Source organism: Actinacidiphila acididurans (assembly GCF_016918855.1).
Classification (GTDB): domain Bacteria; phylum Actinomycetota; class Actinomycetes; order Streptomycetales; family Streptomycetaceae; genus Actinacidiphila; species Actinacidiphila acididurans.
Map to the genome: position 1 here is coordinate 263,019 of NZ_JADKYB010000011.1, position 26,827 is coordinate 289,845.

At 71.9% G+C, this 26,827-nt stretch carries 25 protein-coding genes; 21 read left to right on the top strand and 4 right to left on the bottom strand.

Translation table 11 applies throughout. The annotated features are described in order from the left end of the window. Nucleotides 1–110: 110 nt before the first annotated feature. The 16 genes from ITX44_RS21785 (at nucleotide 111) to ITX44_RS21860 (ending at nucleotide 19,504) form a co-directional block, all read left to right on the top strand. Nucleotides 111–1,988 (top strand): DUF5941 domain-containing protein, encoded by a 1,878-nt coding sequence (locus ITX44_RS21785; RefSeq protein ID WP_307795417.1) that lies wholly within the window; start codon nucleotides 111–113, stop codon nucleotides 1,986–1,988. Further along, entirely contained in the window at nucleotides 1,985–2,737 is a 753-nt protein-coding gene (locus tag ITX44_RS21790; protein WP_205358967.1) for a phosphocholine cytidylyltransferase family protein, read from the top strand. Before ITX44_RS21785 ends, ITX44_RS21790 begins: the two co-directional genes overlap by 4 nt. Further along, on the top strand, nucleotides 2,725–3,786 hold the full coding sequence (locus tag ITX44_RS21795; RefSeq protein WP_205358968.1) for an iron-containing alcohol dehydrogenase family protein: 1,062 nt from the start codon (nucleotides 2,725–2,727) through the stop codon (nucleotides 3,784–3,786). Before ITX44_RS21790 ends, ITX44_RS21795 begins: the two co-directional genes overlap by 13 nt. Further along, on the top strand, nucleotides 3,764–4,549 hold the full coding sequence (locus ITX44_RS21800; RefSeq protein ID WP_205358969.1) for a CDP-alcohol phosphatidyltransferase family protein: 786 nt from the start codon (nucleotides 3,764–3,766) through the stop codon (nucleotides 4,547–4,549). The genes ITX44_RS21795 and ITX44_RS21800 overlap by 23 nt, the downstream gene beginning before the upstream one ends. A gap of 95 nt (nucleotides 4,550–4,644) precedes the next feature. Next, nucleotides 4,645–5,490: a glycosyltransferase family 2 protein gene (locus ITX44_RS21805; protein WP_205359038.1), complete on the top strand. Its 846-nt coding sequence runs from the start codon at nucleotides 4,645–4,647 to the stop codon at nucleotides 5,488–5,490. A gap of 80 nt (nucleotides 5,491–5,570) precedes the next feature. Beyond that, nucleotides 5,571–6,500 carry an ABC transporter permease gene (locus ITX44_RS21810; protein WP_205358970.1) on the top strand — a complete coding sequence of 310 codons (930 nt, stop codon included), beginning with the start codon at nucleotides 5,571–5,573 and terminating at the stop codon, nucleotides 6,498–6,500. Beyond that, nucleotides 6,487–7,308, top strand: coding sequence for an ABC transporter ATP-binding protein (locus ITX44_RS21815; protein WP_205358971.1), 822 nt, complete (start codon nucleotides 6,487–6,489; stop codon nucleotides 7,306–7,308). Before ITX44_RS21810 ends, ITX44_RS21815 begins: the two co-directional genes overlap by 14 nt. Nucleotides 7,309–7,668: 360 nt before the next feature. Next, nucleotides 7,669–8,556, top strand: a complete 888-nt coding sequence (gene hpnC, locus ITX44_RS21820) for a squalene synthase HpnC (RefSeq protein ID WP_205358972.1) — start codon at nucleotides 7,669–7,671, stop codon at nucleotides 8,554–8,556. Beyond that, on the top strand, nucleotides 8,553–9,500 hold the full coding sequence (gene hpnD / locus ITX44_RS21825) for a presqualene diphosphate synthase HpnD (RefSeq protein ID WP_205358973.1): 948 nt from the start codon (nucleotides 8,553–8,555) through the stop codon (nucleotides 9,498–9,500). The genes hpnC and hpnD overlap by 4 nt, the downstream gene beginning before the upstream one ends. A gap of 127 nt (nucleotides 9,501–9,627) precedes the next feature. Beyond that, a complete protein-coding gene (gene hpnE / locus ITX44_RS21830) occupies nucleotides 9,628–11,046 on the top strand; it encodes a hydroxysqualene dehydroxylase HpnE (protein ID WP_205358974.1) in 1,419 nt (472 codons plus the stop codon). Beyond that, a complete protein-coding gene (locus ITX44_RS21835; RefSeq protein WP_205358975.1) occupies nucleotides 11,043–12,113 on the top strand; it encodes a polyprenyl synthetase family protein in 1,071 nt (356 codons plus the stop codon). The genes hpnE and ITX44_RS21835 overlap by 4 nt, the downstream gene beginning before the upstream one ends. Before the next feature lie 101 nt (nucleotides 12,114–12,214). After that, on the top strand, nucleotides 12,215–14,269 hold the full coding sequence (gene shc / locus ITX44_RS21840) for a squalene--hopene cyclase (protein WP_205358976.1): 2,055 nt from the start codon (nucleotides 12,215–12,217) through the stop codon (nucleotides 14,267–14,269). 3 nt (nucleotides 14,270–14,272) lie between these two features. Beyond that, on the top strand, nucleotides 14,273–14,875 hold the full coding sequence (locus tag ITX44_RS21845) for a phosphorylase family protein (RefSeq protein ID WP_205358977.1): 603 nt from the start codon (nucleotides 14,273–14,275) through the stop codon (nucleotides 14,873–14,875). 5 nt (nucleotides 14,876–14,880) lie between these two features. Continuing rightward, nucleotides 14,881–15,912 (top strand): adenosyl-hopene transferase HpnH, encoded by a 1,032-nt coding sequence (hpnH, locus tag ITX44_RS21850; protein ID WP_205358978.1) that lies wholly within the window; start codon nucleotides 14,881–14,883, stop codon nucleotides 15,910–15,912. A gap of 90 nt (nucleotides 15,913–16,002) precedes the next feature. Then, a complete protein-coding gene (dxs, locus tag ITX44_RS21855; RefSeq protein ID WP_205358979.1) occupies nucleotides 16,003–18,009 on the top strand; it encodes a 1-deoxy-D-xylulose-5-phosphate synthase in 2,007 nt (668 codons plus the stop codon). Between the two features lie 4 nt (nucleotides 18,010–18,013). Beyond that, on the top strand, nucleotides 18,014–19,504 hold the full coding sequence (locus ITX44_RS21860; RefSeq protein WP_205358980.1) for an aspartate aminotransferase family protein: 1,491 nt from the start codon (nucleotides 18,014–18,016) through the stop codon (nucleotides 19,502–19,504). A gap of 132 nt (nucleotides 19,505–19,636) precedes the next feature. Here the strand turns inward: ITX44_RS21860 and ITX44_RS21865 are convergent, their stop codons facing one another. Next, entirely contained in the window at nucleotides 19,637–20,464 is an 828-nt protein-coding gene (locus ITX44_RS21865) for a tyrosine-protein phosphatase (RefSeq protein WP_205358981.1), read from the bottom strand. 330 nt (nucleotides 20,465–20,794) lie between these two features. Between ITX44_RS21865 and ITX44_RS21870 the strand changes: the two genes are divergently transcribed. Continuing rightward, nucleotides 20,795–21,592: an SGNH/GDSL hydrolase family protein gene (locus ITX44_RS21870; RefSeq protein ID WP_205359039.1), complete on the top strand. Its 798-nt coding sequence runs from the start codon at nucleotides 20,795–20,797 to the stop codon at nucleotides 21,590–21,592. Between the two features lie 46 nt (nucleotides 21,593–21,638). On the opposite strand, the gene ITX44_RS21875 is transcribed toward ITX44_RS21870, so the two are convergent. Further along, the gene (locus tag ITX44_RS21875; RefSeq protein ID WP_307795418.1) at nucleotides 21,639–22,100 is read right to left on the bottom strand and encodes an ATP-binding protein; all 462 of its coding nucleotides are present in this window, start codon (nucleotides 22,098–22,100) and stop codon (nucleotides 21,639–21,641) included. A 138-nt stretch (nucleotides 22,101–22,238) separates the two neighbouring features. Between ITX44_RS21875 and ITX44_RS21880 the strand changes: the two genes are divergently transcribed. The 4 genes from ITX44_RS21880 (at nucleotide 22,239) to ITX44_RS21895 (ending at nucleotide 25,184) form a co-directional block, all read left to right on the top strand. After that, nucleotides 22,239–23,105, top strand: a complete 867-nt coding sequence (locus tag ITX44_RS21880; protein WP_307795419.1) for a Sco1979 family transcriptional regulator — start codon at nucleotides 22,239–22,241, stop codon at nucleotides 23,103–23,105. Nucleotides 23,106–23,198: 93 nt separating this feature from the next. Then, a complete protein-coding gene (locus ITX44_RS21885; protein ID WP_236061279.1) occupies nucleotides 23,199–23,414 on the top strand; it encodes a DUF397 domain-containing protein in 216 nt (71 codons plus the stop codon). A gap of 142 nt (nucleotides 23,415–23,556) precedes the next feature. Next, nucleotides 23,557–24,381 carry an SAM-dependent methyltransferase gene (locus tag ITX44_RS21890; protein ID WP_205358984.1) on the top strand — a complete coding sequence of 275 codons (825 nt, stop codon included), beginning with the start codon at nucleotides 23,557–23,559 and terminating at the stop codon, nucleotides 24,379–24,381. After that, entirely contained in the window at nucleotides 24,378–25,184 is an 807-nt protein-coding gene (locus tag ITX44_RS21895; protein ID WP_205358985.1) for an SAM-dependent methyltransferase, read from the top strand. Before ITX44_RS21890 ends, ITX44_RS21895 begins: the two co-directional genes overlap by 4 nt. Nucleotides 25,185–25,230: 46 nt before the next feature. Here ITX44_RS21895 and ITX44_RS21900 read toward each other — a convergent pair whose 3' ends face one another. After that, nucleotides 25,231–25,713 carry a GNAT family N-acetyltransferase gene (locus ITX44_RS21900; RefSeq protein WP_205358986.1) on the bottom strand — a complete coding sequence of 161 codons (483 nt, stop codon included), beginning with the start codon at nucleotides 25,711–25,713 and terminating at the stop codon, nucleotides 25,231–25,233. Further along, on the bottom strand, nucleotides 25,710–26,735 hold the full coding sequence (locus ITX44_RS21905) for a saccharopine dehydrogenase family protein (protein WP_205358987.1): 1,026 nt from the start codon (nucleotides 26,733–26,735) through the stop codon (nucleotides 25,710–25,712). The genes ITX44_RS21900 and ITX44_RS21905 overlap by 4 nt, the downstream gene beginning before the upstream one ends. Between the last annotated feature and the right edge of the window lie 92 nt (nucleotides 26,736–26,827).

The window sequence follows — 26,827 nt, forward strand, 5'->3', positions numbered from 1 at the left end:
GGGACATTTTCAGGGAGTGGGTTCCGCTGTCGACCGCTGTTCTCACCGGGCCGTCCGCCGCCGGCCCGGCCTCGACGCTCGCCGCCGATCTGCGGGCGCTGGGCTTCGACGTGGCCGAGGCGGACACCCCGGAGGCCGTCGCGGCCCGGCTGGCCCAGGTGCCGCCGGCCGAGCGGGTCGCCCTGGTCGACCGCCGTTTCCTCGGCCACCGGCACGCGCTGCGGCTGGCCCTGACCGACCCGCGCTTCGACACCGCCGCGATCCCCGGCGCGCTGTCCGCGACCGCGGCGGGCCGGCCCGCGCTGCTGCGCGCCCTGGCCGCGGTGTCCGGCGCCCGGCCGGCCCCGTCCGGCGGCGCCACCTCGCTGCCCGCGCCGACCCGGGTGGGCGGCGCCGGCCTGGACGAGCTGCCCGACCCGCACATCCCGTCGGCCGGCGGCCGCGCCGGGCTGGACCGGTCCCGCGTGGTCCGCTCCGCCACCCGTACCGCCGCGGCCGACATTCCGCTGCCCGACGCCCTCGCCGACGCCCTGGGCCCGGCCGGCGCCGAGCCGCACCGCCCCGAGCTGGGCGTCCTGGTCGCCACCGTGCCGACCGACGAGACCGCCCGGCAGGCCGCGGCCGAGGCGATCGCCGCGGTGGACGAGGAGTCCATACGGCTGCGCAGCGCGGTCAAGTCCCGCGACGGCTTCTTCACCACCCACTTCATCAGCCCGTACTCCCGCTACATCGCCCGCTGGTGCGCCCGGCGCGGGCTGACGCCGAACCAGGTCACGACCGCCTCGCTGCTGGTCGCGCTGATCGCGGCGGGCTGCGCGGCCACCGGCACCCGGGGCGGTTTCGTCGCGGCCGGAGTGCTGCTGCTGGCGTCCTTCGTGCTGGACTGCACCGACGGCCAGCTCGCCCGCTACTCCCTGCAGTACTCCACGCTGGGCGCCTGGCTGGACGCCACCTTCGACCGGGTCAAGGAGTACGCCTACTACGCGGGTCTGGCGCTCGGCGCCGCCCGCGGCGGGGACGACGTGTGGGCGCTGGCCCTGGGCGCGATGGTGCTCCAGACCTGCCGGCACGTGGTGGACTTCGCCTTCAACGAGGCCAACCACGACGCGAGCGCCAACACCAGCCCCACCGCCGCGCTCTCCGGCCGGCTGGACAGCGTCGGCTGGACGGTCTGGGCGCGCCGGATGATAGTCCTGCCCATCGGCGAACGCTGGGCACTCATAGCCGTGCTCACCGCCGCCACCACGCCCCGCACCACGTTCGTGGTCCTGCTGATCGGCTGCGGGCTGGCCGCCTGCTACACCACCGCCGGCCGGGTACTGCGCTCCCTGACCCGCAAGGCCCGGCGCACCGACCGCGCCGCCCGCGCCCTGGACGAGCTGTGCGACAGCGGCCCGCTCGCCGAGGCCGCCGCCCGGCCGCTCGCCCGCTTCACCCGCGCCCTCCCCGTCTTCGCCCCGCCCGCACTCGCCCTGGCCGGCGGCGCCGTGCTGACCGCCACCGCCGCCCTCGCCCCGCGGGGCAGCTGGGGGGTGCCGCTCGCGGCGCTCGTATACGTGTTCACCTCCGCCGCGGCCGTCTCCCGCCCGCTGAAGGGCCCGTTGGACTGGCTGGTGCCGCCGCTGTTCAGGGCCGCCGAATACGGAACCGTCCTTGCACTCGCGGCCGTCTCACAGGTGAACGGAGCGTTGCCTGCCGCTTTCGGGCTGGTGGCGGCTGTCGCCTACCATCATTACGACACGGTGTACCGCATCCGCGGCGGCACCGGGGCGCCGCCGCGGGCCCTGGTGCGGGCCGCGGGCGGGCACGAAGGCCGGGCACTGGTCGTGGCGGTCCTCGCGGCCGCCTGCGGGCACCACTCGGGGTTCGCGGTCGCGCTGACGGTGCTCGCCGTCTGCCTCGCGCTGCTGGTCCTCGCCGAGAGCATCCGCTTCTGGGTGTCCTCGTCGGCCCCGGCCGTACACGACGAAACAGGAGAACCCGCATGATCGGCCTTGTGCTGGCGGCCGGCGCCGGACGGCGACTGCGCCCCTACACCGACACCCTGCCCAAGGCACTGGTGCCGGTCGGGCCCGAAGGCGACGAGGACGGCCGCACCGTCCTCGACCTGACCCTGGGCAACTTCGCCGAGGTCGGGCTGACCGAGGCCGCCGTCGTCGTCGGGTACCGCAAGGAGGCGGTCTACGCGCGCAAGGCCGCGCTGGAGGAGAAGTACGGCATCGCCCTCACCCTGATCGACAACGACCGGGCCGAGGAGTGGAACAACGCCTACTCCCTGTGGTGCGCCCGTGACGTCATCGCGCGGGGTGTGATTCTGGCCAACGGCGACACCGTGCACCCGGTGTCGGTGGAGAAGACCCTGCTGGCCGCGCGCGGACAGGGCAGCGGCATCGTGCTGGCCCTGGACACGGTCAAGAAGCTCGCCGACGAGGAGATGAAGGTCGTCGCCGAGCCGGGCCGCGGGGTGCGCCGGATCACCAAGCTGATGGACCCCGCGGACGCCACCGGCGAGTACATCGGCGTCACCCTCATCGAGGGCGACGCCGCCGGCATCCTGGCCGACGCCCTGAAGACGACGTTCGAGCGCGACCCCGGCCTGTACTACGAGGACGGCTACCAGGAACTGGTCGACCGCGGCTTCACCCTGGACGTCGCCCCGATCGGCGAGGTGCCGTGGGTCGAGATCGACAACCACGAGGATCTCGCCAAGGGCCGGGAGATCGCGTGCCAGTACTGACCCGGCTGATCCCTTCGCCGGTCGTCGTCGACATCAACGGCGGGGCGCTCGCCGACCTGTCCCAGCTCCTCGCCGACCAGCGGATCTCCAGCTCCGGCCGGCTGGCCGTCGCGGTCAGCGAGGGCTCCGGCGTGAAGCTGCGCGACCGGCTGGCCCCCGAACTGCCCGGCGCCGACTGGTATCCCGTCGAGGGCGGCACCATCGACGCCGCCGTCCGGCTCGCCGACTCCATGCGCGGCAAGCGCTACGACGCGGTGGTGGGCCTGGGCGGCGGCAAGATCATCGACGTCACCAAGTACGCCGCCGCGCGGGTCGGGCTGCCGATGGTCGCGGTCGCCACCAACCTCTCGCACGACGGCATCTGCTCGCCGGTGTCCACCCTGGACAACGACAACGGCCGCGGCTCCTACGGCGTTCCCACGCCGATAGCGCTGGTCGTCGACCTGGACGTGATCCGCGAGGCCCCGGCCCGCTACGTCCGGGCCGGCATCGGCGACGCGGTGTCCAACCTGTCGGCGCTGGCCGACTGGGAGCTGTCGCACCGCGAGAACGGGGAGCCGATCGACGGCCTTGCCGCGGCGATGGCCCGCAGCGCCGGCGAGGCGGTTTTGCGCCACCCCGGCGGCATCGGCGACGACGACTTCCTGACCGTGCTGTCCGAGGGGCTGGTGCTCTCCGGCATCGCCATGACGATCAGCGGTGACACCCGCCCGTCCTCCGGCGCCTGCCACGAGATCAGCCACGCCTTCGACCTGCTGTACCCGAAGCGCGCCGCCGCCCACGGCGAGCAGGTCGGCCTCGGCGCCGCCTTCGCCATGCACCTGCGCGGTGAACGCGACCGGGCCGGGACCATCGCCGAGGTACTGCGCCACCACGGGCTGCCGGTGCTCCCCGAGGAGATCGGTTTCACCGAGCCGGAGTTCGTGGAGGCGGTACGTTTCGCGCCGCAGACCCGGCCCGGCCGCTACACGATCCTGGAACACCTGGACCTCTCCGCCACCGAGATCAGGGACGCCTACGCCGACTATGCCAAAACCATCAGTAGCTGAACTTCGCCCGGTCGTTCACCCCGGCGGGATCAAGGACCGGAAGAACGGCGAGCACTGGGCCGGGCGCCTCTACATGCGCGAGATCTCGCTGCGCTGCACACGGGTCCTGCTGAACTCCCCGCTGAGCCCCAACCAGTACACGTATCTGATGATCGTGGCCGGGATGGCGGCCGGTGCCGTGCTGCTCGTGCCGGGCCTGGCCGGCGGCATACTCGCGGCCCTGCTGATCCAGCTCTACCTGCTGCTGGACTGCGTGGACGGCGAACTCGCCCGCTGGCGCCGGCAGACCTCCACCGTCGGCGTGTACCTCGACCGGGTCGGGCACTACCTGTCCGAGGCCACGCTGCTGGTCGGCTTCGGCGTGCGGGCCGCCGACGTGTTCCACCGGGACGGGCCCACCACCCAGTGGCAGTGGGCGTTCCTGGGCACCCTCGCCGCGCTCGGCGCGATCCTCATCAAGGCGGAGACCGACCTGGTGGACGTCGCCCGGATCCGGCGCGGGCTGGCCGCCGTACAGGAGTCGGCCAACGTGCCGCGCTCGTCGGGGATGGCGCTGGCCCGCCGGGCGGCCTCCGCGCTGAAGTTCCACCGGCTGGTCGGCGGGGTCGAGGCGTCGCTGCTGATGCTGGTGGCGGCGGTGGCCGATTTCGTGCACGGCGACCTGCTGTTCACCAGGATCGCCGTGGTGCTGCTGGCGGCCGTCGCCGTACTGCAGACGCTGCTGCACCTGGTGAGCATCCTCGCGTCGAGCAGGCTCAAGTGAGCACCCGGCACGGCAGCCCGGCCGACGCCCCGCACGGCACGGCGCCGGACCCGCCGCAGAGCAGGCCGCTGCGGCTCGGCGCGGTGGTCATCACCATGGGCAACCGGCCGGCCGAACTGCAGGAACTGCTGGAATCGGTGGCCAAGCAGCACGGCCCGGCCATCGAGGTGGCCGTGGTCGGCAACGGCTCCCCGCTGCCCCCGCTGTCCGGTGACCTGCGCACCGCCGAACTCACCGAGAACCTCGGCATCCCCGGCGGCCGCAACGTGGGCGTGGAACTGTTCGGGCCCGGCGGGCGCGACGTCGACGTGGTGCTGTTCCTGGACGACGACGGCATGCTGCCCTCGGCCGACACCGGCGAACTGGTCCGGGCCGCCTTCGAGGCCGACCCGGAGCTGGGCATCATCAGCTTCCGGATCGCCGACCCGGTCACCGGCGGCACCCAGCGCCGGCACGTCCCGCGGCTGCGCGCCTCCGACCCGCTGCGCAACTCCCGCGTCACCACGTTCCTCGGCGGCGCCTGCGCGGTGCGCACCCGCGTGATCCAGGAGGTCGGCGCGCTGCCGGCCGAGTTCTTCTACGCTCACGAGGAAACGGATCTGGCCTGGCGCGCTCTTGACGCGGGCTGGCAGATCGAGTACCGCTCCGACCTCGTACTGCACCATCCGACGACCTCGCCGGCCCGGCACGCGGTCTATCACCGTATGGTGGCCCGTAACCGCGTGTGGCTGGCCCGTCGCAACCTGCCCTGGGCACTGGTCCCGGTGTATCTGGGCGTATGGTTCGTGGTCACCATCCTGCGGCGGCCGTCCCGGCCCGCGCTGCGCGCCTGGCTCGGTGGGTTCGCGGAAGGGTGGACCACCGCGTGCGGGCCCAGGCGTCCCATGCGGTGGCGTACGGTGTGGCGGTTGACCCGACTGGGCCGACCGCCGATCATCTGACAAGCTCAGACCTGAGAGCATCAGGCGCAGCCCGGGAGTCCCCTGCCCCGGCGCGCACCTTGAGGACGAAAGTGTCAACTGTGAGCGAGACAACGCACAATGGTGCGGTCGCCGTCGGTGCCCCCCCGGCCCCCTCGGCCGACGACGGCCTCAGCCCCGCCCAGCTTGCCGCCAAGTACGGCCTGTCCGTCAGCGGCGCACGACCGGGTCTGAGCGAATACACCCGGCAGCTCTGGGGCCGTCGACATTTCATCAACGAGTTCGCCAAGGCACGCACCCAGGCCCAGTACACCCAGGCCCGCCTCGGCCAGCTCTGGCAGGTCATGACCCCGCTGCTGAACGCGGCGGTCTACTACCTGATCTTCGGCCTGCTGATCGGCACCAGCAAGGGCATCGACAACTTCATCGCCTTCCTGGTCACCGGCGTCTTCATCTTCACCTTCACGCAGTCCTCGGTGCTCGCCGGCGTGCGCGCGGTGGCCGGCAACCTCGGCCTGATCCGGGCCCTGCACTTCCCCCGGGCCTCGATGCCGATCGCCCTGACGCTGATGCAGCTCCAGCAGCTGCTGATGTCGATGTTCGTGCTGATCGCCATCGTGCTGATGACCGGCGAGGTGCCCAACGCCGCCTGGCTGCTGCTCATCCCGGCGCTGCTGACCCAGTGGGTGTTCAACACCGGCCTGGCCCTGATCATGGCCCGCCTGGGCAGCAAGATGACCGACCTCGCACAGCTCATGCCGTTCATACTCCGCACCTGGATGTACATGTCCGGCGTGATGTACAGCATCGACAAGCTGACCGCGACCGCCCCCCACTACGTCCGGATCCTGCTGGACACCAACCCCGCGGCGGTCTACATCGATCTGGTGCGCTTCGCCCTCATCGACAGCGTGACCTCCTCGCAGCTCCCGCCGCACGTGTGGGCGAGCGCCGTGGGCTGGGCCGTGGTCGTCGGCGTCGGCGGCTACGTGTACTTCTGGAAGGCGGAGGAACAGTATGGCCGTGGCTGAGCAGCACACCCCGCAGGACTCCGTCCTGCCCCCCGCGGCGCGGACCGGTACCCGGGTGCCCACGGTCATCGTGGACGACGTGCACATCGTCTACACGGTGCACGGCGCCGGCACCGGCAAGGGCAGCGCCACCGCCGCACTGGCCCGGCTGGTCATGCGCAAGAGCTCGCCCAACGTCCGCCGGGTGCACGCGGTGCGCGGGGTGACCTTCACCGCCTACCGCGGCGAGGCGATCGGCATCATCGGCTCCAACGGCTCGGGCAAGTCCACCATCCTGCGGGCCATCGCGGGCCTGCTGCCGCCGGAGAGCGGCAAGATCTACACCGACGGCCAGCCCTCCCTGCTGGGCGTCAACGCGGCGCTGATGAACGACCTGACCGGCGAGCGCAACGTGATCCTCGGCGGCCTGGCGATGGGCATGTCCCAGGAGGAGGTCCGGCAGCGCTATCAGGGGATCGTCGAGTTCTCGGGCATCAACGAGAAGGGCGACTTCATCTCGCTGCCGATGCGCACGTACTCCTCCGGCATGGCGGCCCGGCTGCGCTTCTCCATCGCGGCGGCCAAGAACCACGACGTGCTGATGATCGACGAGGCGCTGGCCACCGGTGACCGGGCGTTCCAGAAGCGCTCGGAGAACCGCATCAAGGAACTGCGCAAGGAAGCCGGTACGGTCTTCCTGGTCAGCCACAACAACAACTCCATCCGCGACACCTGCGACCGGGTGGTGTGGCTGGAGAAGGGCGAGTTGCTGATGGACGGCCCCACCGACGAGGTGATCAAGGCCTACGAAAAGCACACCGGCAAGTAGGCCCGGGCACGTGGGCACGGGCAGGTAAGGCCCGCCCGGGTCCGGCATGCACGATCCGCACACAGGGAAGTGATCGGATCGCAACCTGATCGATCGGCCCCCGCTGGATGATCCGGCGGGGGTCGTGTGTTGTCCTGTCATGTCACGACCCCGGCGTACGCGGGGTGGTGGCCGGACGTAAGCTGTACCGGTGCTGGGAGCCTGTCATGATCGTCACCACCGGCGAGCGGAGGTCGGTGCGGCGTGTCCGAAATGGGAAGATTCGACCGGGCGGTGTAGAACGGGGGATGTGGCGGCCATGACGAAGGGGACCATCCTGCTCCGGGGCACCTCCGCCGCCTGTGTGCCGGGAACGCCGCGGTGACCGGGGACGACTCCTCACGGGCCGTCCTGGACAAGGCAGCGCGCGAGAACTTCCCGGTGGCACCGGTCTTCCTGCCGCGCGCCTGGCGCCAGGACCTGATGGCCGTCTACGGATACGCCCGGCTCGTCGACGACATCGGTGACGGCGACCTGGCCGGCGGCGGACGCGAGGACGCGGTCCGGCTGGGCCTGGACCCGCAGGCCGCCGACGACCGGCTCACCATGCTCGACGCCTTCGAGGCCGACCTGCGCCGGGTGTTCGACGGCACCCCCCGGCACCCGCTGCTGCTCGCACTGCGGCCCACCGTCCGCCGCCACCGGCTGACCCCCGAGCCCTTCCTCGGCCTGATCGAGGCCAACCGCCAGGACCAGCGGGTCCGGCGGTACGCGAGCTACGGCGACCTGCTGGCCTACTGCGAACTGTCCGCCAACCCCGTCGGCCGCCTGGTGCTGTCCATCACCGGCACCTCCACCCCCGAGCGGGTCCGCCGCTCGGACGAGATCTGCACCGCGCTGCAGATCGTGGAGCACCTCCAGGACGTGGCCGAGGACCTGGGCCGGGACCGGATCTACCTGCCGGCCGAGGACATGAAACGCTTCTCGGTGGACGAGGGCGACCTCGCCGCGCCGAGCGCCGGAGCGCAGGTCCGCGCCCTTGTCGCCTTCGAGGCCGACCGCGCGGGGGACCTGCTGGACGAGGGCGCCCCCCTGGTCGGTAGCGTGCGGGGCAGGCTTCGGCTGCTGCTCGCCGGTTTCGTCGGCGGCGGCCGGGCCGCGCTCGCCGCGGTGCGCGGCGCGGAATACGACGTACTGGCCGGTTCGCCCAAGGCCACCAAGCCCGGCCTGCTGCGCGCGGTGGGTTCGACATTGCGAAGAGAGGGGTGAGCCGGACCGTGAACGGTTCCGCCCAGACGTCCGGACTGGTGCTCGCGGCATACCGTTACTGCGAGACCGTCACCGGCCACGAGGCCCGTAACTTCGCGTACGGAATCCGCCTGCTGCCCACTCCCAAGCGGCAGGCCATGTCGGCGCTCTACGCGTTCTCCCGCCGGGTGGACGACATCGGCGACGGCGACCTGCCGTCCGAGGAGAAGATCCGCCGGCTCGAGGCCACCCGCGCGCTGCTCGCCCGGGTCCGCGAGGGCGCGGTCGCCGAGGACGACACCGACCCGGTGGCCGTCGCACTCGCGCACGCCTCCTCGGTCTTCCCCCTGCCCCTCGAAGGGCTGGACGAACTCATCGACGGCGTTCAGATGGATGTTCGGGGAGAACATTACGAAACGTGGGATGATCTGGCGATTTACTGCCGGTGTGTAGCCGGTGCCATCGGAAGGCTCTCGCTGGGCGTTTTCGGCACCGTGAATGGGCACGATCACGCACGTGCCGCCGAATACGCCGACACCCTCGGCCTCGCTCTGCAACTCACCAACATCCTGCGCGACCTGCGCGAGGACGCCGCCAACGGACGGACCTACCTGCCCGCCCAGGACCTCGCCAAGTTCGGCTGCGCGGACGGTTTCCACAGCGACGTACCGCCGGCCGGCTCGGACTTCGCCGGCCTGGTCGAATTCGAAGTACGCCGCGCCCGCTCGCTGTTCGCCACCGGTTATCGGCTGCTGCCGATGCTCGACCGGCGCAGCGGCGCCTGCGTGGCGGCCATGGCCGGCATCTACCGCCGGCTGCTGGACCGGATCGCGGCCGACCCCGAGGCGGTGCTGCGCGGCCGGGTCTCCCTGCCCGGGCACGAGAAGGCCTACGTCGCGGTCCGCGGCCTGGCCGGCGTCGACGCCCGCCGCTCGGCCCGAGTCCTGCCCCGGGGGGACGAGTGAGCACTACCCGCGACGGCGCGGGTCCAGCACGGCACGCGAACGACCGAGCAACCCGGGCGACGCCCACCGCGTCACTTTCCGCGACAGCCCGCCGCACCAGCTGCGGTACGGTCCGAGGGGAGGACGCATGACCACCGCACCGACGACGGCGCACACCGGCACCGGGCCGGGCCGTCGTACCGCCGTGGTCGTCGGCGGGGGACTGGCCGGCATCACCGCCGCCCTCGCGCTGGCCGACGCGGGCCTGGACGTCACCCTCACCGAGGCCCGGCCCCGGCTGGGCGGCCTCGCCTTCTCCTTCCGGCGCGGCGAGCTGAACGTCGACAACGGCCAGCACGTCTTCCTGCGCTGCTGCACCGGCTACCTGTGGTTCCTGGACCGGATCGGGGCCCGCGACCTGGTCAGCGTGCAGCGCCGGCTGGACGTGCCGGTGCTGGACGCGGCCACCGGCCGGATCGGCCGGATCGGGCGCACCGCGCTGCCGGTGCCGCTGCACCTGAGCGCCAGTCTGGCCCGCTACCCGCACCTGTCGCTGAAGGAGCGCGCCTCGGTGGGCCGGGCCGCGCTCGCCCTGCGCGGCCTGGACCTCGCCGATCCCGCGCTGGACCGGACCGACTTCGCCAGCTGGCTGGCCGCCCGCGGCCAGTCGCCGCGGACCATCGAGGCGCTGTGGGACCTGGTGGGCGTGGCCACCCTCAACGCCACCGCCGACCAGGCGTCGCTGGGCCTGGCCGCCAAGGTGTTCAAGACCGGCCTGCTCTCCGACCCGGGCGCCGCCGACATCGGCTGGGCCACCGCCCCGCTGGGCGACCTGCACGACGGCCGGGCCCGCGCCGCGCTGAGCGCCGCCGGGGTACGGGTGCTCACCCGCACCCGGGCCGTCGCGCTGACCGGCGGGCCGGACGGCGGCTGGCAGGTGGCCGTCGAGACCGGACCGGGCCGCGGCGAGCAACTGGATGCCGCGACCGTCGTCTTGGCGGTGCCGCAGCGCGAGGCGCACGCACTGCTGCCGGACGGTGCGGTTCCGGATGCGGAAAAGCTCTTGCGCATCGGCACCGCACCGATCCTCAATGTTCATGTGATCTACGACAGGCAGGTGCTCGACCGGCCGTTCCTCGCCGCGCTCGGCACCCCGGTCCAGTGGATCTTCGACCGCACCAAGAGCTCCGGCCTGACCGGCGGTGGGCAGTACCTGGCGCTCTCCCAGTCGGCCGTGGCGGACGAGATCGACCTGCCGGTCGCCGACCTGCGGGAGCGTTACCTGCCCGAGCTGCGGCGGCTGCTGCCCGCCACTCGGGACGCGGAGATCCGCGACTTCTTCGTCACCCGCGAGAAAACCGCCACCTTCGCCCCGACCCCCGGTGTGGCCGCCCTGCGGCCGGGGCCGGGGACCCGCGCCTCCGGCGTGTTCCTGGCCGGAGCGTGGACCGCCACCGGCTGGCCCGCGACGATGGAGAGCGCCGTACGCAGTGGCCTGAGTGCCTCCCGCGCGGCGCTGGCCGCGCTCGGACTGCCATTCGACAACGGCGTGCTGGAGGCGGCATGAGTGCTATTGGTGCAACCAGAGGAGAGAACGTGACCGCGGACGGCGTCATCGCGCTGCTGGACAACGGCCGCATCCTGACCACCCCAGTGCTCCGCGCCGCCGTGGCACGCCTGGCCCCGCCGATGGACACCGTCGCGTCGTACCACTTCGGCTGGATCGACGAGGCGGGCCGGCCCGCGGACGGCGACGGCGGCAAGGCGGTGCGCCCGGCGCTCGCGCTGCTGTCCGCGCAGGCAGCGGGCGCGCCGGCCGAGACCGGTGTCCCCGGCGCGGTCGCGGTGGAGCTCGTGCACAATTTCTCGCTGCTGCACGACGACCTGATGGACGGCGACGAGCAGCGGCGGCACCGGGACACGGTGTGGAAGGTGCACGGCCCGGCGCAGGCCATCCTGGTCGGCGACGCGCTGTTCGCGCTGGCCAACGAGGTGCTGCTGGAGCAGGGCACGCCGGACGCCGGCCGGGCCACCCGCCGGCTGACCACCGCGACCCGCAAGCTGATCGACGGTCAGGCCCAGGACATCTCCTTCGAGCACCGCGAGCGGGTCACCGTGGCGGAGTGCCTGGAGATGGAGGGCAACAAGACCGGCGCCCTGCTGGCCTGCGCGTCCTCCATCGGAGCGGTGCTCGGCGGGGCCTCGGAGGCCGACGCCGACGCGCTGGAGGAGTACGGCTACCACCTGGGGCTGGCCTTCCAGGCGATCGACGACCTGCTGGGCATCTGGGGAGACCCGGCCACCACCGGCAAGCAGACCTGGAGCGACCTGCGGCAGCGCAAGAAGTCGCTGCCCGTGGTCGCCGCGCTGGCGGCCGGCGGGCCCGCGTCGGAGCGGCTGGGCGAATTGCTGGCCGCCGACGCGAAGAATCCCGAAAACGATACGTTCAGCGAGGAAGAGTTCGCGTTGCGCGCGGCGTTGATCGAAGAAGCCGGCGGCCGGGAATGGACCTCTCAGGAGGCCCGCAGGCAGTACGCGACCGCGATCGCCGCGCTGGACAAAATGGACATGCCCGAACAAATTAAACGTAAGCTCGTAGGTCTGGCGGATTTTGTGGTGGTCCGCGAGAAGTAGTAACGCCCTACCGTGGAGCGCACGACGTCGCCGGTCCCTTTCGGGTGACGGCCGACGGCCGCCCCCAACACCGCAGAAGTCTCAACTGCAAAGGGGAAGCCATGACAGCGACGACCGATGGCAGTCCAGGGTCACCAACCCCTCGGACACCCTCGGCCAGCACCTCGGAGCCGGATCCCGTTCCAGCCGGCGCCGAGGCCGCGGCGCAGCGTGCCGTGCAGCGCGCCGCAGACCACCTTCTGGCACGGCAGCACCCTGACGGATGGTGGAAGGGCGACCTCGAAACCAATGTGACCATGGATGCCGAGGACCTGCTGCTGCGGGAATTCCTCGGCATCCGGGACGAGCGCACCACCGCGGCCTCGGCCCGGTGGATCCGCTCCCAGCAGCGGGAGGACGGCGCCTGGCCGACCTTCCACGGCGGGCCCGGCGACGTGTCGGCCACCGTGGAGGCGTACGTGGCGCTGCGGCTGGCCGGTGACGCGCCGGACGAGGCCCACATGGCACTGGCCGCCAAGTGGTCCCGGGCCGAGGGCGGGGTCGCGGCCAGCCGGGTCTTCACCCGGATCTGGCTCGCCCTGTTCGGCTGGTGGAGCTGGGACGACCTGCCGGAGTTGCCGCCGGAGATCATTTACCTGCCCAAATGGATGCCGCTGAACATCTACTCCTTCGGCTGCTGGGCCCGGCAGACCATCGTGCCGCTCACCATTGTGGGCGCACACCGCCCGGTCCGCCCGGCGCCCTTCGGCATCGACGAACTGCATGTCAACCCCGACACGCCGAACCCGAAGCAGCGCAAGGCCCCGGTCACCACGTGGGACGGCATCTTCCAGCGGCTGGACCAGGTACTGCACGCCTACCACCGGGTACGGCCGCGGACGGTCCGGCGCGCCGCGATGAACGCCTGCGCCCGCTGGATCATCGAGCGTCAGGAGGCCGACGGCTGCTGGGGCGGCATCCAGCCGCCCGCCGTCTACTCCGTCATGGCCCTGCACCTGCTCGGCTACGGCCTGGACCACCCGGTGGTCAAGGCCGGACTGGACTCGCTGGATCGTTTCGCCGTGTGGCCCGAGGACGGCATCCGGATGATCGAGGCATGCCAGTCCCCGGTCTGGGACACCTGCCTGGCCACCATCGCGCTGGCCGACGCCGGCCTGGCCGCCGACCACCCCGCGCTGGTCAAGGCCGCCGACTGGATGCTCAGCGAACAGATCACCCGTCCGGGCGACTGGGCGGTGCAGCGGCCGCAGCTCGCCCCGGGCGGCTGGGCCTTCGAGTTCCACAACGACAACTACCCCGACACCGACGACACCGCCGAGGTCGTCCTCGCCCTGCGCCGGGTCGCCCATCCGGACCAGGCCCGGCTGGACTCCTCGGTGGACCGGGCGGTGCGCTGGAACGTCGGCATGCAGTCCCGCAACGGCGCCTGGGGCGCCTTCGACGCCGACAACACCAGCCCGTTCCCCAACCGGCTGCCCTTCGCCGACTTCGGCGAGGTCATCGACCCGCCGTCGGCCGACGTCACCGCCCACGTGGTGGAGATGATGGCCGCGCTCGGCCTGGAGAACGACCCGCACACCCGGCGCGGCATCGACTGGCTGCTCGCGGAGCAGGAGGACAACGGCGCCTGGTTCGGCCGCTGGGGGGTCAACTACATCTACGGCACCGGGTCCGTCGTGCCCGCGCTCACCGCGGCCGGCCTGACCGGCGACCACCCGGCGATCCGGCGCGCCGTCACCTGGCTGGAGTCGGTGCAGAACACCGACGGAGGCTGGGGCGAGGACCTGCGGTCGTACTCCGACCCCGAATGGGCAGGCCGCGGCCACTCCACCGCCTCGCAGACCGCCTGGGCGCTGATGGCCCTGCTGTCCGCCGGGCGCAGGGACAGTGAGGCCGTCGCCCGCGGGGTGCGCTGGCTGACCGAGACGCAGCTGGACGACGGTTCCTGGGACGAGCCCTACTTCACGGGCACCGGCTTCCCGCGCGACTTCTCGATCAACTACCACCTGTACCGGATGGTCTTCCCGCTGACGGCGCTGGGCCGGTACGTGCGCGACGAGCCGTTCGGCACCGCGCACCACACCCCCGCGCACCACGGAGAGGCCGCTGCGCACCACGGGGAGACGAGTACGGCCGCCACGGGAAAGGGGGCCTAGTTCGTGGGCCATACCCGACCGCCGCTGCTGGTGGTGTGCGCCCTGCCGATCGAGCGGTTCGCTCTGCGCAGGGGTGCCCGCAGGTCCGCCGCGCAAGGGGTGACGGTGCTGCGCACCGGCATGGGACCCCGGAACGCGGACCGGGCCGTCCGTGAGGCCCTGCACGAGCCGGAGCTGGCGGACGCCGCCGTGCTCACCACCGGCTTCTGCGCCGGGCTCGCCACCGGCATGCGGCCGGGGGACGTCGTGGTCGCCGACGACGGCCACGAGAGCGCGGCGCTGGCCGCCGCGCTCAAAACCGCCGGCTTCACCGTGCACACCGGCACTCTGGCGGAGTCCGACCATGTCGTACGCGGCGCCGAGCGCGCCGCTGTCGCGGCGACCGGTGCCATCGCCGTGGACATGGAGTCGGGGGCGATGCGCCGCGCCGCGCTCGCCGAAGGGGCGCGGCACGTCGCCGCGGCCCGAGTCGTCGTCGACACGCCCGAGTACGAACTCGTGCGGGTCGGCACGCTTCGCACCGGGATCATCGCATTCCGGGTGCTCAGAGATCTTGTTCCTGCCTTTCTCGATTGGCACCGCACTACCGTGCTCCCCTGGAGGTGAGCTAGATGGCCATGCCGCTTCGCCAGACCGTCCGCGTCGCGTCGTACCTCTTCGAACAGAAAATGGTCCGGCGCCGCGAAAAGTTCCCGCTGATCGTGGAACTCGAACCGCTCTTCGCCTGCAACCTCAAATGCGAGGGATGTGGCAAGATCCAGCACCCGGCCGGTGTGCTCAAGCAGCGCATGCCGGTGGCACAGGCCGTCGGCGCGGTCCTTGAGTCGGGTGCGCCGATGGTGTCGATCGCCGGCGGCGAACCGTTGATGCACCCCCAGATCGACGAGATCGTCCGGCAGCTCGTCGCGCGCAAGAAGTACGTGTTCTTGTGCACGAATGCGCTTCTGCTGCGCAAGAAGCTCGACAAATTCACTCCTTCTCCGTATTTCGCGTTTACGGTGCACATCGACGGCATGCGGGAACGTCACGACGAATCGGTGGCCAAGGAAGGCACCTTCGACGAGGCGGTGGCGGCCATCAAGGAGGCCAAGCGCCGCGGATTCCGGGTGACCACCAACTCCACCTTCTTCAACACCGACACCCCGCAGACCATCGTCGAGGTGCTCAACTTCCTCAACGACGACCTGCAGGTCGACGAGATGATGCTGTCGCCCGCCTACGCCTACGAGAAGGCGCCCGACCAGGAGCACTTCCTGGGCGTGGAGCAGACCCGTGAGCTGTTCAAGAAGGCCTTCGGCGACGGCAACCGGCGCCGGTGGCGGCTGAACCACAGCCCGCTCTTCCTGGACTTCCTCGAGGGCAAGGCGGACTTCCCCTGCACCGCCTGGGCCATCCCGAACTACTCCCTCTTCGGCTGGCAGCGCCCCTGCTACCTGATGGCGGACGGGTACGTGCCCACCTACCAGGAGCTCGTCGAGAAGACGGACTGGGACAAGTACGGCCGCGGCCGCGACGACCGCTGCGACAACTGCATGGCCCACTGCGGGTACGAGCCCACCGCGGTGCTCGCCACCATGGGTTCGCTGAAGGAGTCGCTGCGCGCCGCCCGGGAGACCGTGGCCTCCAACCGCGCCTCGAAGTGATCCTCGTGCCGCCGGACAGGCGACAGCAGGAGAGCCCGCGGGGCAGCAGGGGTAAGCGCACGGGAACAGCGCAGGGAAAAGAGGTCCCACATGTCGTTGCTGGAGAACATCAAAGGCCCCCGCGACCTGAAGGCGATGCCCGAAGGCCGCCTGGACGAGCTGGCCGCCGACATCCGGCAGTTCCTCGTCGACGCGGTCGCCAGGACCGGCGGTCACCTCGGCCCCAACCTGGGCGTGGTGGAACTGACCATCGCCCTGCACCGGGTCTTCGACTCGCCCCGGGACCGGATCCTGTGGGACACCGGCCATCAGAGCTACGTGCACAAGCTGCTCACCGGCCGTCAGGACTTCTCCAAGCTGCGCAGCAAAGGCGGACTGTCCGGCTACCCCTCCCGGGCCGAGTCCGAGCACGACGTGATCGAGAACAGTCACGCCTCCACCGTGCTGGGCTGGGCCGACGGCCTGGCCAAGGCCAACGAACTGCGGGGCCTGAGCGACCACGTGGTCGCCGTCATCGGCGACGGGGCGCTCACCGGCGGCATGGCCTGGGAGGCGCTGAACAACATCGCCGCCGCCAGGGACCGCCCGCTGATCATCGTCGTCAACGACAACGAGCGCTCCTACGCCCCCACCATCGGCGGCCTCGCCAACCACCTGGCCACCCTGCGCACCACCGACGGCTACGAGCGCTTCCTGTCCTGGGGCAAGCAACTGCTCCAGCAGACCCCGGTGATCGGCCAGCCGCTCTACGAGTCGCTGCACGGCGCGAAGAAGGGCTTCAAGGACGCCTTCGCCCCGCAGGGCATGTTCGAGGACCTGGGCCTGAAGTACGTCGGCCCGATCGACGGCCACGACATCACCGCGATGGAGTCCGCGCTGCGCCGCGCCCGCCGCTTCAGCGGCCCGGTGCTGGTGCACTGCCTCACCGAGAAGGGCCGTGGCTACGCCGCCGCCGAGCAGGACGAGGCCGACCGCTTCCACACCGTCGGCGCCATGGACCCGCTCACCTGCCGCCCGCTGGCCCCCTCCGGCGGCCCCTCGTGGACCTCGGTGTTCGGCGAGGAGATGCTGAACATCGGCGACGAGCGGCCCGACGTGGTCGCCGTCACCGCCGCCATGCTCCAGCCGGTCGGCCTGGAACCCTTCGCCAAGGCCTACCCGCACCGCGTCTTCGACGTCGGCATCGCCGAGCAGCACGCGGCCACCTCGGCGGCCGGCCTGGCCACCGGCGGGCTGCATCCGGTGGTCGCGGTCTACGCCACCTTCCTCAACCGGGCCTTCGACCAAGTGCTGATGGACGTGGCGCTGCACAAGTGCGGCGTCACCTTCGTCCTCGACCGGGCCGGGGTGACCGGCCCGGACGGCGCTTCGCACAACGGCATGTGGGACATGTCGATCCTTCAGGTCGTCCCGGGCCTGCGGATCGCCGCCCCGCGCGACGCCGCCCAGCTGCGCGCCCAGCTCCGCGAGGCCCTGGACGTGGCCGACGCCCCCACCGTGATCCGCTTCCCCAAGGAGACCGCCGGCGCCGACCTGCCGGCCCTGGACCGGATCGGCGGCATGGACGTGCTGAGCCGGCCCGGCCCCGGACAGCACCAGGACGTCCTGCTGGTCTCCGTCGGCGCGCTCGGCGCCACCTGCCTGTCCGCCGCCGCCCTGCTCGCCGAGCGCGGCATCGGCGTCACCGTGGTCGACCCGCGCTGGGTCAAGCCGGTCGACCCCGAACTGCCGGGCCTGGCCGCCCGGCACCGCCTGGTCGCCGTCGTCGAGGACAACGGCCGGGCGGGCGGCGTCGGCTCCGCGGTCGCCCAGGCACTGCGCGACGCCGGCACCGACGTCCCCCTGCGGGACTACGGCATCCCCCAGCAGTTCCTCGGCCACGCCAAGCGCGGCGAGCTGCTCGCCGACATAGGCCTGACCCCCGCCGAGATCGCCGGCCGGATCGGCGCGGCGCTGACCCGTATCGACGCCTCCCACGCCCCCGGCACCCCGCAGGCCCGGCCCGCCGACCGGCAGGGCACCGCCCTGCCCGCGGTCCCGGCCCCCAGCGCGCCCGCACGACCAGCGGACCGTACCCGTCCAGCCAAGGAGCACTGAACCGATGACGTCCGCTGATCCCACGTCCGGGCCGGCCGCCGAAGGCGGCACCGCGGAGGGCGCCGGGGACGCCCCCGCCCCGCAGCTCACCACGCCCGCCGGCCAGGCCCGGCCCAAGGGCTTCGACCTGGCCACGCTGCTCGCCGAGCGCGGCGGCGAGCGGTACGAGCTGTACACCAAGCACATGAACCACCAGTTGCCGCGCATGCTGCACACCATCGGCTTCGACAAGTTCTACGAGCGGGCCGAGGGCGCCCACTTCTGGGACGCCGAGGGCAACGACTACCTGGACATGCTGGCCGGCTTCGGCGTGATGGGCGTGGGCCGGCACCACCCGGTGGTCCGCAAGGCGCTGCACGACGTGCTGGACGCGGGACTGGCGGACCTGACCCGCTTCGACTGCCAGCCGCTGCCCGGCCTGCTCGCCGAGAAGCTGCTGGCCCACTCGCCGCACCTGGACCGGGTGTTCTTCGGCAACAGCGGCACCGAGGCGGTGGAGACCGCGCTCAAATTCGCCCGCTACGCCACCGGCCGGCCCAGGATCCTGTACTGCACCCGCTCCTTCCACGGCCTGACCACCGGCTCGCTGTCGGTCAACGGCGAGACCGGCTTCAAGGACGGCTTCGCCCCGCTGCTGCCCGACACCGCCATCGAGATGGGCGACCTGGACGCGCTGGCCCGCGAACTCAAGCGCGGCGACGTGGCGGCCCTCATCGTCGAGCCGATCCAGGGACACGGCGTCTGGATCACCCCGCCCGGCTGGCTGCGCGCCGCCCAGGAACTGCTGCACAAGCACAAGGCGCTGCTGATCTGCGACGAGGTGCAGACCGGCCTCGGCCGCACCGGCAGCTTCTACGCCTACCAGCAGGAGGAGGGCGTCGAACCCGACCTGGTGACCGTCTCCAAGGCGCTGTCCGGCGGCTACGTGCCGGTGAGCGCCACCCTGGGCAAGGACTGGATCTTCAAGAAGGTCTACTCCTCGATGGACCGGGTGCTGGTGCACTCGGCCAGCTTCGGCTCCAACGCCCAGGCCATGGCGGCGGGCCTGGCCACCCTCTCGGTGATGGAGGACGAGGGGATCGTCGAGAACTCCCGCCGGGTCGGCGACCTGCTGCGCACCCGGCTGGCCGCGCTCACCGACCGCTACGAACTGCTGAAGGACGTGCGCGGCCGGGGCCTGATGGTCGGCATCGAGTTCGGCCGCCCCAAATCGCTCGGCCTGCGCAGCCGGTGGACCATGCTCCAGGCCGCCCGCAAGGGCCTGTTCGCCCAGATGGTGGTGGTGCCGCTGCTGCAGAAGCACCACATCCTCACCCAGGTCTCCGGCGACCACGTGGAGGTCATCAAGCTCATCCCGCCGCTGGTCGTGGACGAGGCCGACGTGGACCGCTTCGTGACCGCCTTCATCGACGTCATGGACGACGCGCACAACGGCGGCGGGCTGATGTGGGACTTCGGCAAGACCCTGGTCAAGCAGGCGGTCGCCAACAAGTGACGGCCGGCGGCCGGCAGCTGACGGTCGCCGTACGCCCCGCCGGGTCCGGAGGTCTGCGGCCCGGTCCGGGGCGCGTACGGCGGCCGGTGGCGCGTACGCCGGTGGTCTGTACGCCGGTGGTCTGTACGCCGGTCAGTCGGTGAGCAGCCGCTCGCGCAGCACTTCGCGGCGGGCCGGGGTCAGGTCGAGCGCCTGTTCGAGGTAGCGGTCGGTGGAGCCCCACTTGTCCTCGATGGTGGCGAAGGCCGTCCGCAGGTAGGCGATGCGGGCCTCGAACAGCGGGCTCAGCAGCTCGCGGATCTCCGGGTCGATCGCCACGCCGGTGCTGCCGTCGCCGCGCACCACCCGGTAGCGGCGGTGCCGGGCGTTGCTCTCCAGGTAGTCCGCCTCGATCGCCGACCGCTCCACGCCGACCGCCGTCAGCACCAGGGCGATGGAGGTGCCGGCCCGGTCCTTGCCGGCCGCGCAGTGCATCAGGGCCGGCACCGCCGGGTCGGCCGGGTCGGTCAGCTCCGCCATCATCCGGGCGTGCTCCTCGTTGCGCTCCAGGATCATCCGCCGGTACGCCTCGGTCATCCGGGCCTCGCCCTTGCCGTCGCCGAGCAGCCCGCGCAGCGTCGCCACGTCGCCGTCCCGGACGGTCCGCCAGAACCCGTCGCCCTGGGCGGGGTCGCTCAGCGGCAGGTTGAGGTGGCGGGTGCCCGGCAGTTGCGGGTCCGGGCCCTCCAGGGCTATGTCGTCGGAGTTGCGGAAGTCGAAGACCGTGTGCAGGCGCAAGCCCCCCAGGACGGCGGTGTCCTCGTCGGTGGCGTGGGCCAGGTGCCCGCTGCGGAACAGCACCCCGTACCGCACCCGGCGCCCGTCCGTCGTCGGCAGCCCTCCGACGTCACGGAAGTTGCGCACACCTGTCAGCTCCGGCTCGGACCCGGCGGCATCGGCCGCCCGCACTTCCTGCGTCACCTGCGCTCCTCGTTCGCATCGGCCCCCGGAATCCACGCAGGTTCCGGGGCGCGTCGGGCCCGTCGCCGGGCACTGCCGACGATACGGCAGGCCAGGTCGCCGTACCGGCGCTCGGACCGCTCCGCCCGACCGCCGTGTGATCCGGTGGGATGAATCACGCCGCGGCGACACCTCCCTACGGTCGCGTAGGTCGGGGGGCGAGGAGAACAATGGTCCGATGTGGCTGACGACTCTCGACACGGCAGGCGGCAGGGCGGAAACGGGCGCGACGAAGCCGCCGACGACAGCGCGCTCCTGACGGGCCCGGGGCTCGCCCCGCACCTCCGGCCCGTGCCGCCCGCACCAGGGGCGTACGCCTCGTACATCGCCGTGGGGGACAGCTTCACCGAGGGTGTCGGGGATCCGGGTCCGGACGGGGCCTTCCTGGGCTGGGCGGACCGGCTGGCGGCCCTGCTGGCCGACCGGCAGGCCCGGGCCGGCGGCGGGTTCCGCTACGCCAACCTCGCCGTCCGCGGCCGGCTGCTGGACCGGATCGTGGCCGAGCAGGTGCCGCGGGCCGTCGAACTCGCTCCCGACCTGGTGACCTTCTGCGCCGGCGGCAACGACATCCTGCGCCCGGGCAGCGACCCCGACGCGATCGCACGGCGGTTCGAGGCCGCGGTCGCCGAACTCAGCGCCGCGGTGGGTACCGTTCTGGTGTGCACCGGTTTCGACACCCGCGGAGTGCCCGTCCTGCGTCACCTGCGCGGCCGGATCGCCACGTACACCGCCCACGTACGGGCCATCGCCGACCAGTACGACTGTCCCGTGCTCGACCTGTGGTCACTGCGTGCCGTACAGGACCCGCGGGCCTGGGGCGAGGACCGGCTGCACCTGTCGCCCGACGGCCACGCCCGGGTCGCGCTGCGGGCCGCCCAGGTGCTGGGCCTGGAGGTCGGCGGGGAGGGGGAGCCGGCCTGGCCGCCGTTGATCCGCAAGGCGCCGGCGCAGGTGCGCCGGGACAACATCCACTGGGCCCGCGAATACCTGGTGCCCTGGATCGGCCGGCGGCTGCGCGGCGAGTCGTCGGGCGATCACGTCCTGCCGAAGCGGCCGGAGCTGCTGCCGCTGGAGAAGTCGGCGTCCTAGCACGGGGCTTGGAAGCCGGTGCGCCGGAAGCGGGAGCCCCGGAAAATCAATGGGGCGCGCGGTGCACGGCCAGTTCGGCCCACACCACGCGCCCCGTGCCGTCGTCGGCCGGATCCGAACCCCAGGCCACCGAGAGCACGCTCACCAGGAGCAGCCCTCTGCCGCCTTCCTCATCGGCCTCGGCGGCACACGGTACGGGGACCCCCGTGCCACGGCCCTGGTCGGTGACCTCGAGCCGCACGACCGTACCGCTGTCGTGCACGACGCAGGTGATCTTCTCGCTGTCCGTGTGCCGGACCGCGTTCGTGAACAGCTCCGTCACCACCAGACCCGCGTCGTCCCGCAGTTCCGGGTCGACGCCCCATTCCCCGAGGCGCGCGCGGACCCGCCCGCGGGCGTCGGCCACGGACGCGCTCAGCGCGGGCAGCCGGAACTCGTCGCGGCGGCAGGGGTCGCCGACGCCGGCACAGCACTCGTGTCTGAGGAGGGCGCCAGGTGAAAGAGCCACGCTGTCATCATGAGGCCTGTACCTGACACGAGGCAAGGTCCGATCTGTAATTTACAGAATCAGCAGGTACACGCTGTCGCAGTCGCTGAGGGCATGCCACACTTCGTACCAGTCACAGTGGTTGGAGGATGAGTCGACGTGATGGACCCCCGGCCGGGCGGAGCTCCGACCGTCCTGCGCATGGTGCTGGGAAAACGCCTCCAAGATCTCCGCGAGCGAGCCGGACTCAGCTATGAGGAGGCCGGTCGTGCGCTCGATGTGACGCACGCCACGATCCGGCGTATGGAGCGGGCCGAAGTGGGCCTCAAGCTCCCCTACGTCGAGAAGCTGCTCAACACCTACGGGATCACCGCTCCGGAAGAGATCGGAGGTTTCCTCGCCCTCGCCCGGGAAGCCAACCGTCCCGGATGGTGGCACAGCTTCCGTGACGTGCTCCCCGACTGGTTCAGCGCCTTTGTGAGCCTGGAGGGCGAGGCCGCCATCATCCGCGCCTACGAACCGCACTACGTACCAGGTCTGCTGCAGACCCCGGCGTACGCGCACGCCGTGCTGCGCGCCGGGCAGCCCAATGCCCCGGCCGAGGAGATCGAGCGGCTGGTGGACCTGCGCACCGAACGACAGGCACTCCTCGACCGCGACGCCTCGCCGCTGCTGTGGGTCGTGGTCGACGAGACCGTGCTGCGCCGCCCGATCGGCGGCCGCGAGGTCATGCACGAGCAGATCACCGCCCTGATGGAGGCCACCGAGCGCCCCAACGTGCGGCTGCAGGTGATGCCCTTCGCCGCCGGCCCGCACCCGGCGATGTACGGGCCGTTCCACATCTTCCGGTTCCAGCTCCAGGAACTCCCGGACATCGCCTACACCGAAAGCCTGGTCGGAGGCGCCTACTTCGACGACCGGGACGACGTGTCGGCGTTCCTCGAAGCGCTCGACCGGATGAGCGCGCAGGCATCGCCCGCACAGAGCACCAAGGCCATCCTCGATGGCATGCGCAAGGAGATCTGAACCATGGATCGCATCGGCAACGACGAGATATACGCGGACATTTACGGCTACGAACAGCGTTACGACCCACCCTTCGACGGTATTTACAATGGGATGCCGGCCGCCGAACTCGGGGCGGACGGCTGGCGGAAGCCGTGGAGCGGTGGCAACGGCGGCTCGTGCGTCGAGGCCAAGAAGCTCAACGACGGGCGGGTGGCGCTGCGTCAGTCCACCGATCCCGACGGCCCCGCGCTGATCTACACCAACCACGAGATCACCACGTTCATCGAGGGCGCCAAGGCGGGCCAGGCGGACTTCCTGCTCGGATGAACGTGATCTGCTCCATGTACCACGCACGACCGCACCACGCACGACCGGACCCCGCACGAATGCACGGCGCACGAATGCACGGCACACGAACGCACCGCCCCGTACCACCGCAGAACGATGTTTCCGCTGAGAAGAGGACCGCGTGACCGACCAGGGATTCCCCGCGGAGGAGATAGACACGAGCCGGCCGCATCCGGCTCGCATGTACGACTATTTCCTGGGCGGCCGCGACAACTACGAGGTCGACCGCGAGGCCGCCCATCGGGTGTTGGAGGTCGTGCCCGACGTGGTGGACGGGGCCCGGGCCAACCGGGAGTTCCTGCGCCGGGCGGTGCGTTACCTCGCGCACAGCGGGATCCGCCAGATCATCGACATCGGCACGGGCATCCCGACATCGCCGAACACCCACGAGATCGCCCACGAGGTCTCGCGCGACGTCCGGGTCGCCTACATCGACAACGACCCGATCGTGGCCCGGCACGCCGACGCGCGGCTGCTCGGCACCGGCAACACGGGCTTCTTCCTCGGCGACATGCGCGACCCGAGCAGCATCCTGGAGCACCCCACCATCGACCGGCTGATCGACGTGAAGGAGCCGATCGCGCTGCTCCTGGTGTCGGTGCTGCACTTCGTGCCGGACGACGAGGACCCGGCGGGCATGATCGCCGCCTACCGGGACGCCCTGCCGGCCGGCAGCCTCCTGGTGCTCTCGCACGCCACCGCCGACTTCCACCAGGACGTGGCCGCTGACGTCCTGGAGGTCTACAAGAAGGCCACCGCGAGCCTGACCGCCCGCACCCACGCCGAGGTGCTGGCCCTCTTCGACGGCTTCGAACTGGTGGAACCCGGGCTGGTCCAGGTGCCGCTGTGGCGCCCGGACGGCCCGGCGCCCTCCGAGGAGTACCTGCGCAAGGTCGGCGTGTACGGCGGCATCGGCCGGCTGGCCGGGGCAGAGGGCACGGCATGACCGACCAGAGCTTCAGCCCCGAGCAGATCGACACCAGCAAGCCGCACCCGGCCCGGATGTACGACTTCTACCTCGGCGGCTGGGACAACTACGAGGTCGACCGGGAGGCCGCCCAGCGGGTCGTGGACGTGCTGCCGGACATCATCCCGGCGGCCCGGGCCAACCGCGACTTCCTGGGCCGCGCGGTCCGGTACCTGGCCGGCACCGGGATCCGGCAGTTCATCGACATCGGCACCGGCATCCCGACCTCGCCGAACACCCACGAGATCGCCCAGTCCGTCTCCCCGGACGTCCGGGTCGCCTACATCGACAACGACCCGATCGTCTCGGCGCACGCCGGCGCCAAGCTCATCGGGGCCGGGCAGACCGGCTTCTTCCTGGGCGACGTCCGCGACCCGGCGAGCATCCTGGAACACCCCACCATCGGCAAGCTGATCGACTTCGACCAGCCGGTGGGGCTCATGCTGGTGGCCGTACTCCACTTCGTCACCGACGACGAAGGACCGGCGCGGATCGTCGCGACCCTGCGCGACGCCCTGCCGTCCGGCAGCCACCTGGTGCTCTCGCACGCCACCGCGGACTTCCACGGCGAACTCCTGCCGGAGGTCTTCAAGGTGTACCAGCGGGCGACGGCGACCCTCAACACCCGGCCGTACCAGGAGGTGCTGACCCTCTTCGACGGCTTCGAGATGCTGGAGCCCGGCCTGGTCCAGGTGCCCGCCTGGCGGCCGGAGGGCGAGGGTCCCACCCCCGAGGAGGTTCGTCGGGTGGGCTTCTACGGGGCGGTCGCCCGCAAGCCCTGACCGCCGCCGGGGCCGGTCCCGGCACCGTACGTCGAAGGGGCCGGCCTCAGTCGGAGGCCGGCCCCACCCGTACCTCCATCAGCGGCAGCGTGCGGCCCGGGATCGAACCGGACGGCACCCGGCCGACCGTGACGGCTCCCATCGCCCGGTAGAAGGGCTCGGCGTTGGGATCCGCGTCGACCGACAGCCGGGTGAAGCCGATCGCCGCGGCGGCCGTCAGCACGTGCTCGTACAGCAGGCGGCCGGTGCCGCGGCCGATCAGGCCCGGGTCCACGAAGAGCATCCCCAGTGCGCCGTCCGGCGGTTCGCCCTCCAGGGTGGCGAACCCCACCGGGCGGCCGTCGAGTTCGGCCACCACCGTGCGGCGGGCGGTGATCTCGTGCTCGGCCAGGGTGAGTTCGTCCCGGCAGTCGGCGAGGAACTTCTCGTCGTACCCCCAGTGCCCCTTGGACCGCAGGGCCAGCGCGCTCAGCTCCGCGGCCTCGCGCGGCAGCCCGGCCCGCAGCCGCGGCCGCCCGGGCCCGCTCACCGCAGCGCCGCCATGGTCACCGTCACCTCGTCGAGGGTACCCGCGAACCGCGCGCCCAGGGCCAGCGAGGGCGTCTGGAAGCCCGCCGGCAGCTCCGGCAGCCGCTCCACGATCCGCAGCACCGAATCCGCCGTCAGGCGGTACGGGTTGGGGCCGGTGAGGGTCGCCGTCACCGTGTTGCCCGCCGCGTCCCGGGCCCGCCCCCACACCTCGCACCGGGAGGCGTTCAGGGTCCGCTCGCCGGGCCCCCGCACCAGCTTGCCCGCCGCCCCCGACAGCGCCCCGCGCAGCGGCCCGACCCGCAGCACCCGGCTCGCGGCGACCGCTGGAGCGGGCAGCGCGGTGTACGTGGTGATGTCCGGGATCCCCGTCGAGTGGTACGCGGTGCTCACGTCGCCCCACGGCACCGACACGACGGTCCGCGCGCCCGAGGGGAACGCCGCCCGGACCCGGCGCGAGCCCACCGGCACGGTGCGGATCTCCCCGCCGGCCCGGATCCGCCCCTCGGAGGCGCCCTCCAGCGCGGTGCGCGCCGACCCGGGGCTGGCCCCGCCGCCGGCCAGGAACGCCAGGTCGAGCTGGGTGGCGTCGGGCAGCCGCTCGGCCAGCAGCGCGGCCAGGCAGTCGGTGGCCACCACGTCGAAGCCCGCACCGGGCAGCAGGGTGATGCCGGCCTGCCGGGCCCGCCCGCCGAGCGCGTGCAGCGCCTCGAAGACATCGATCTCACCGGTGATGTCCAGGTAGTGCGTGCCGGTGTCGATGCAGGCGGTCGCCATCGGCACCGCGGTACGGGTGAACGGCCCGGCGCAGTGCGCCACCGCCGTCACGCCCTTGAGCCCGCGGCGCACGGCCGCCGGGTCGTCGAGCGGGAACACCCGGTGCTCCAGGCCGAGTTCGGCGGCAAGCGGAACCAGCTTGGCGGAGCTGCGCCCGGCCAGCACCGGACGCAGGCCCTGAGCGGTGGCGCGGCGGGCGATCAGGCGGCCGGCGTAGCCGGTGGCGCCGTACAGCAGCCAGGTCATCGGTGTGCAGCTCCTCATCGGCGGGATGACCGGAACCGTACACGCGCTGTCCGACGGCGCGTTATCGGGTGGGCGCGGGCGGTCCGGCATGC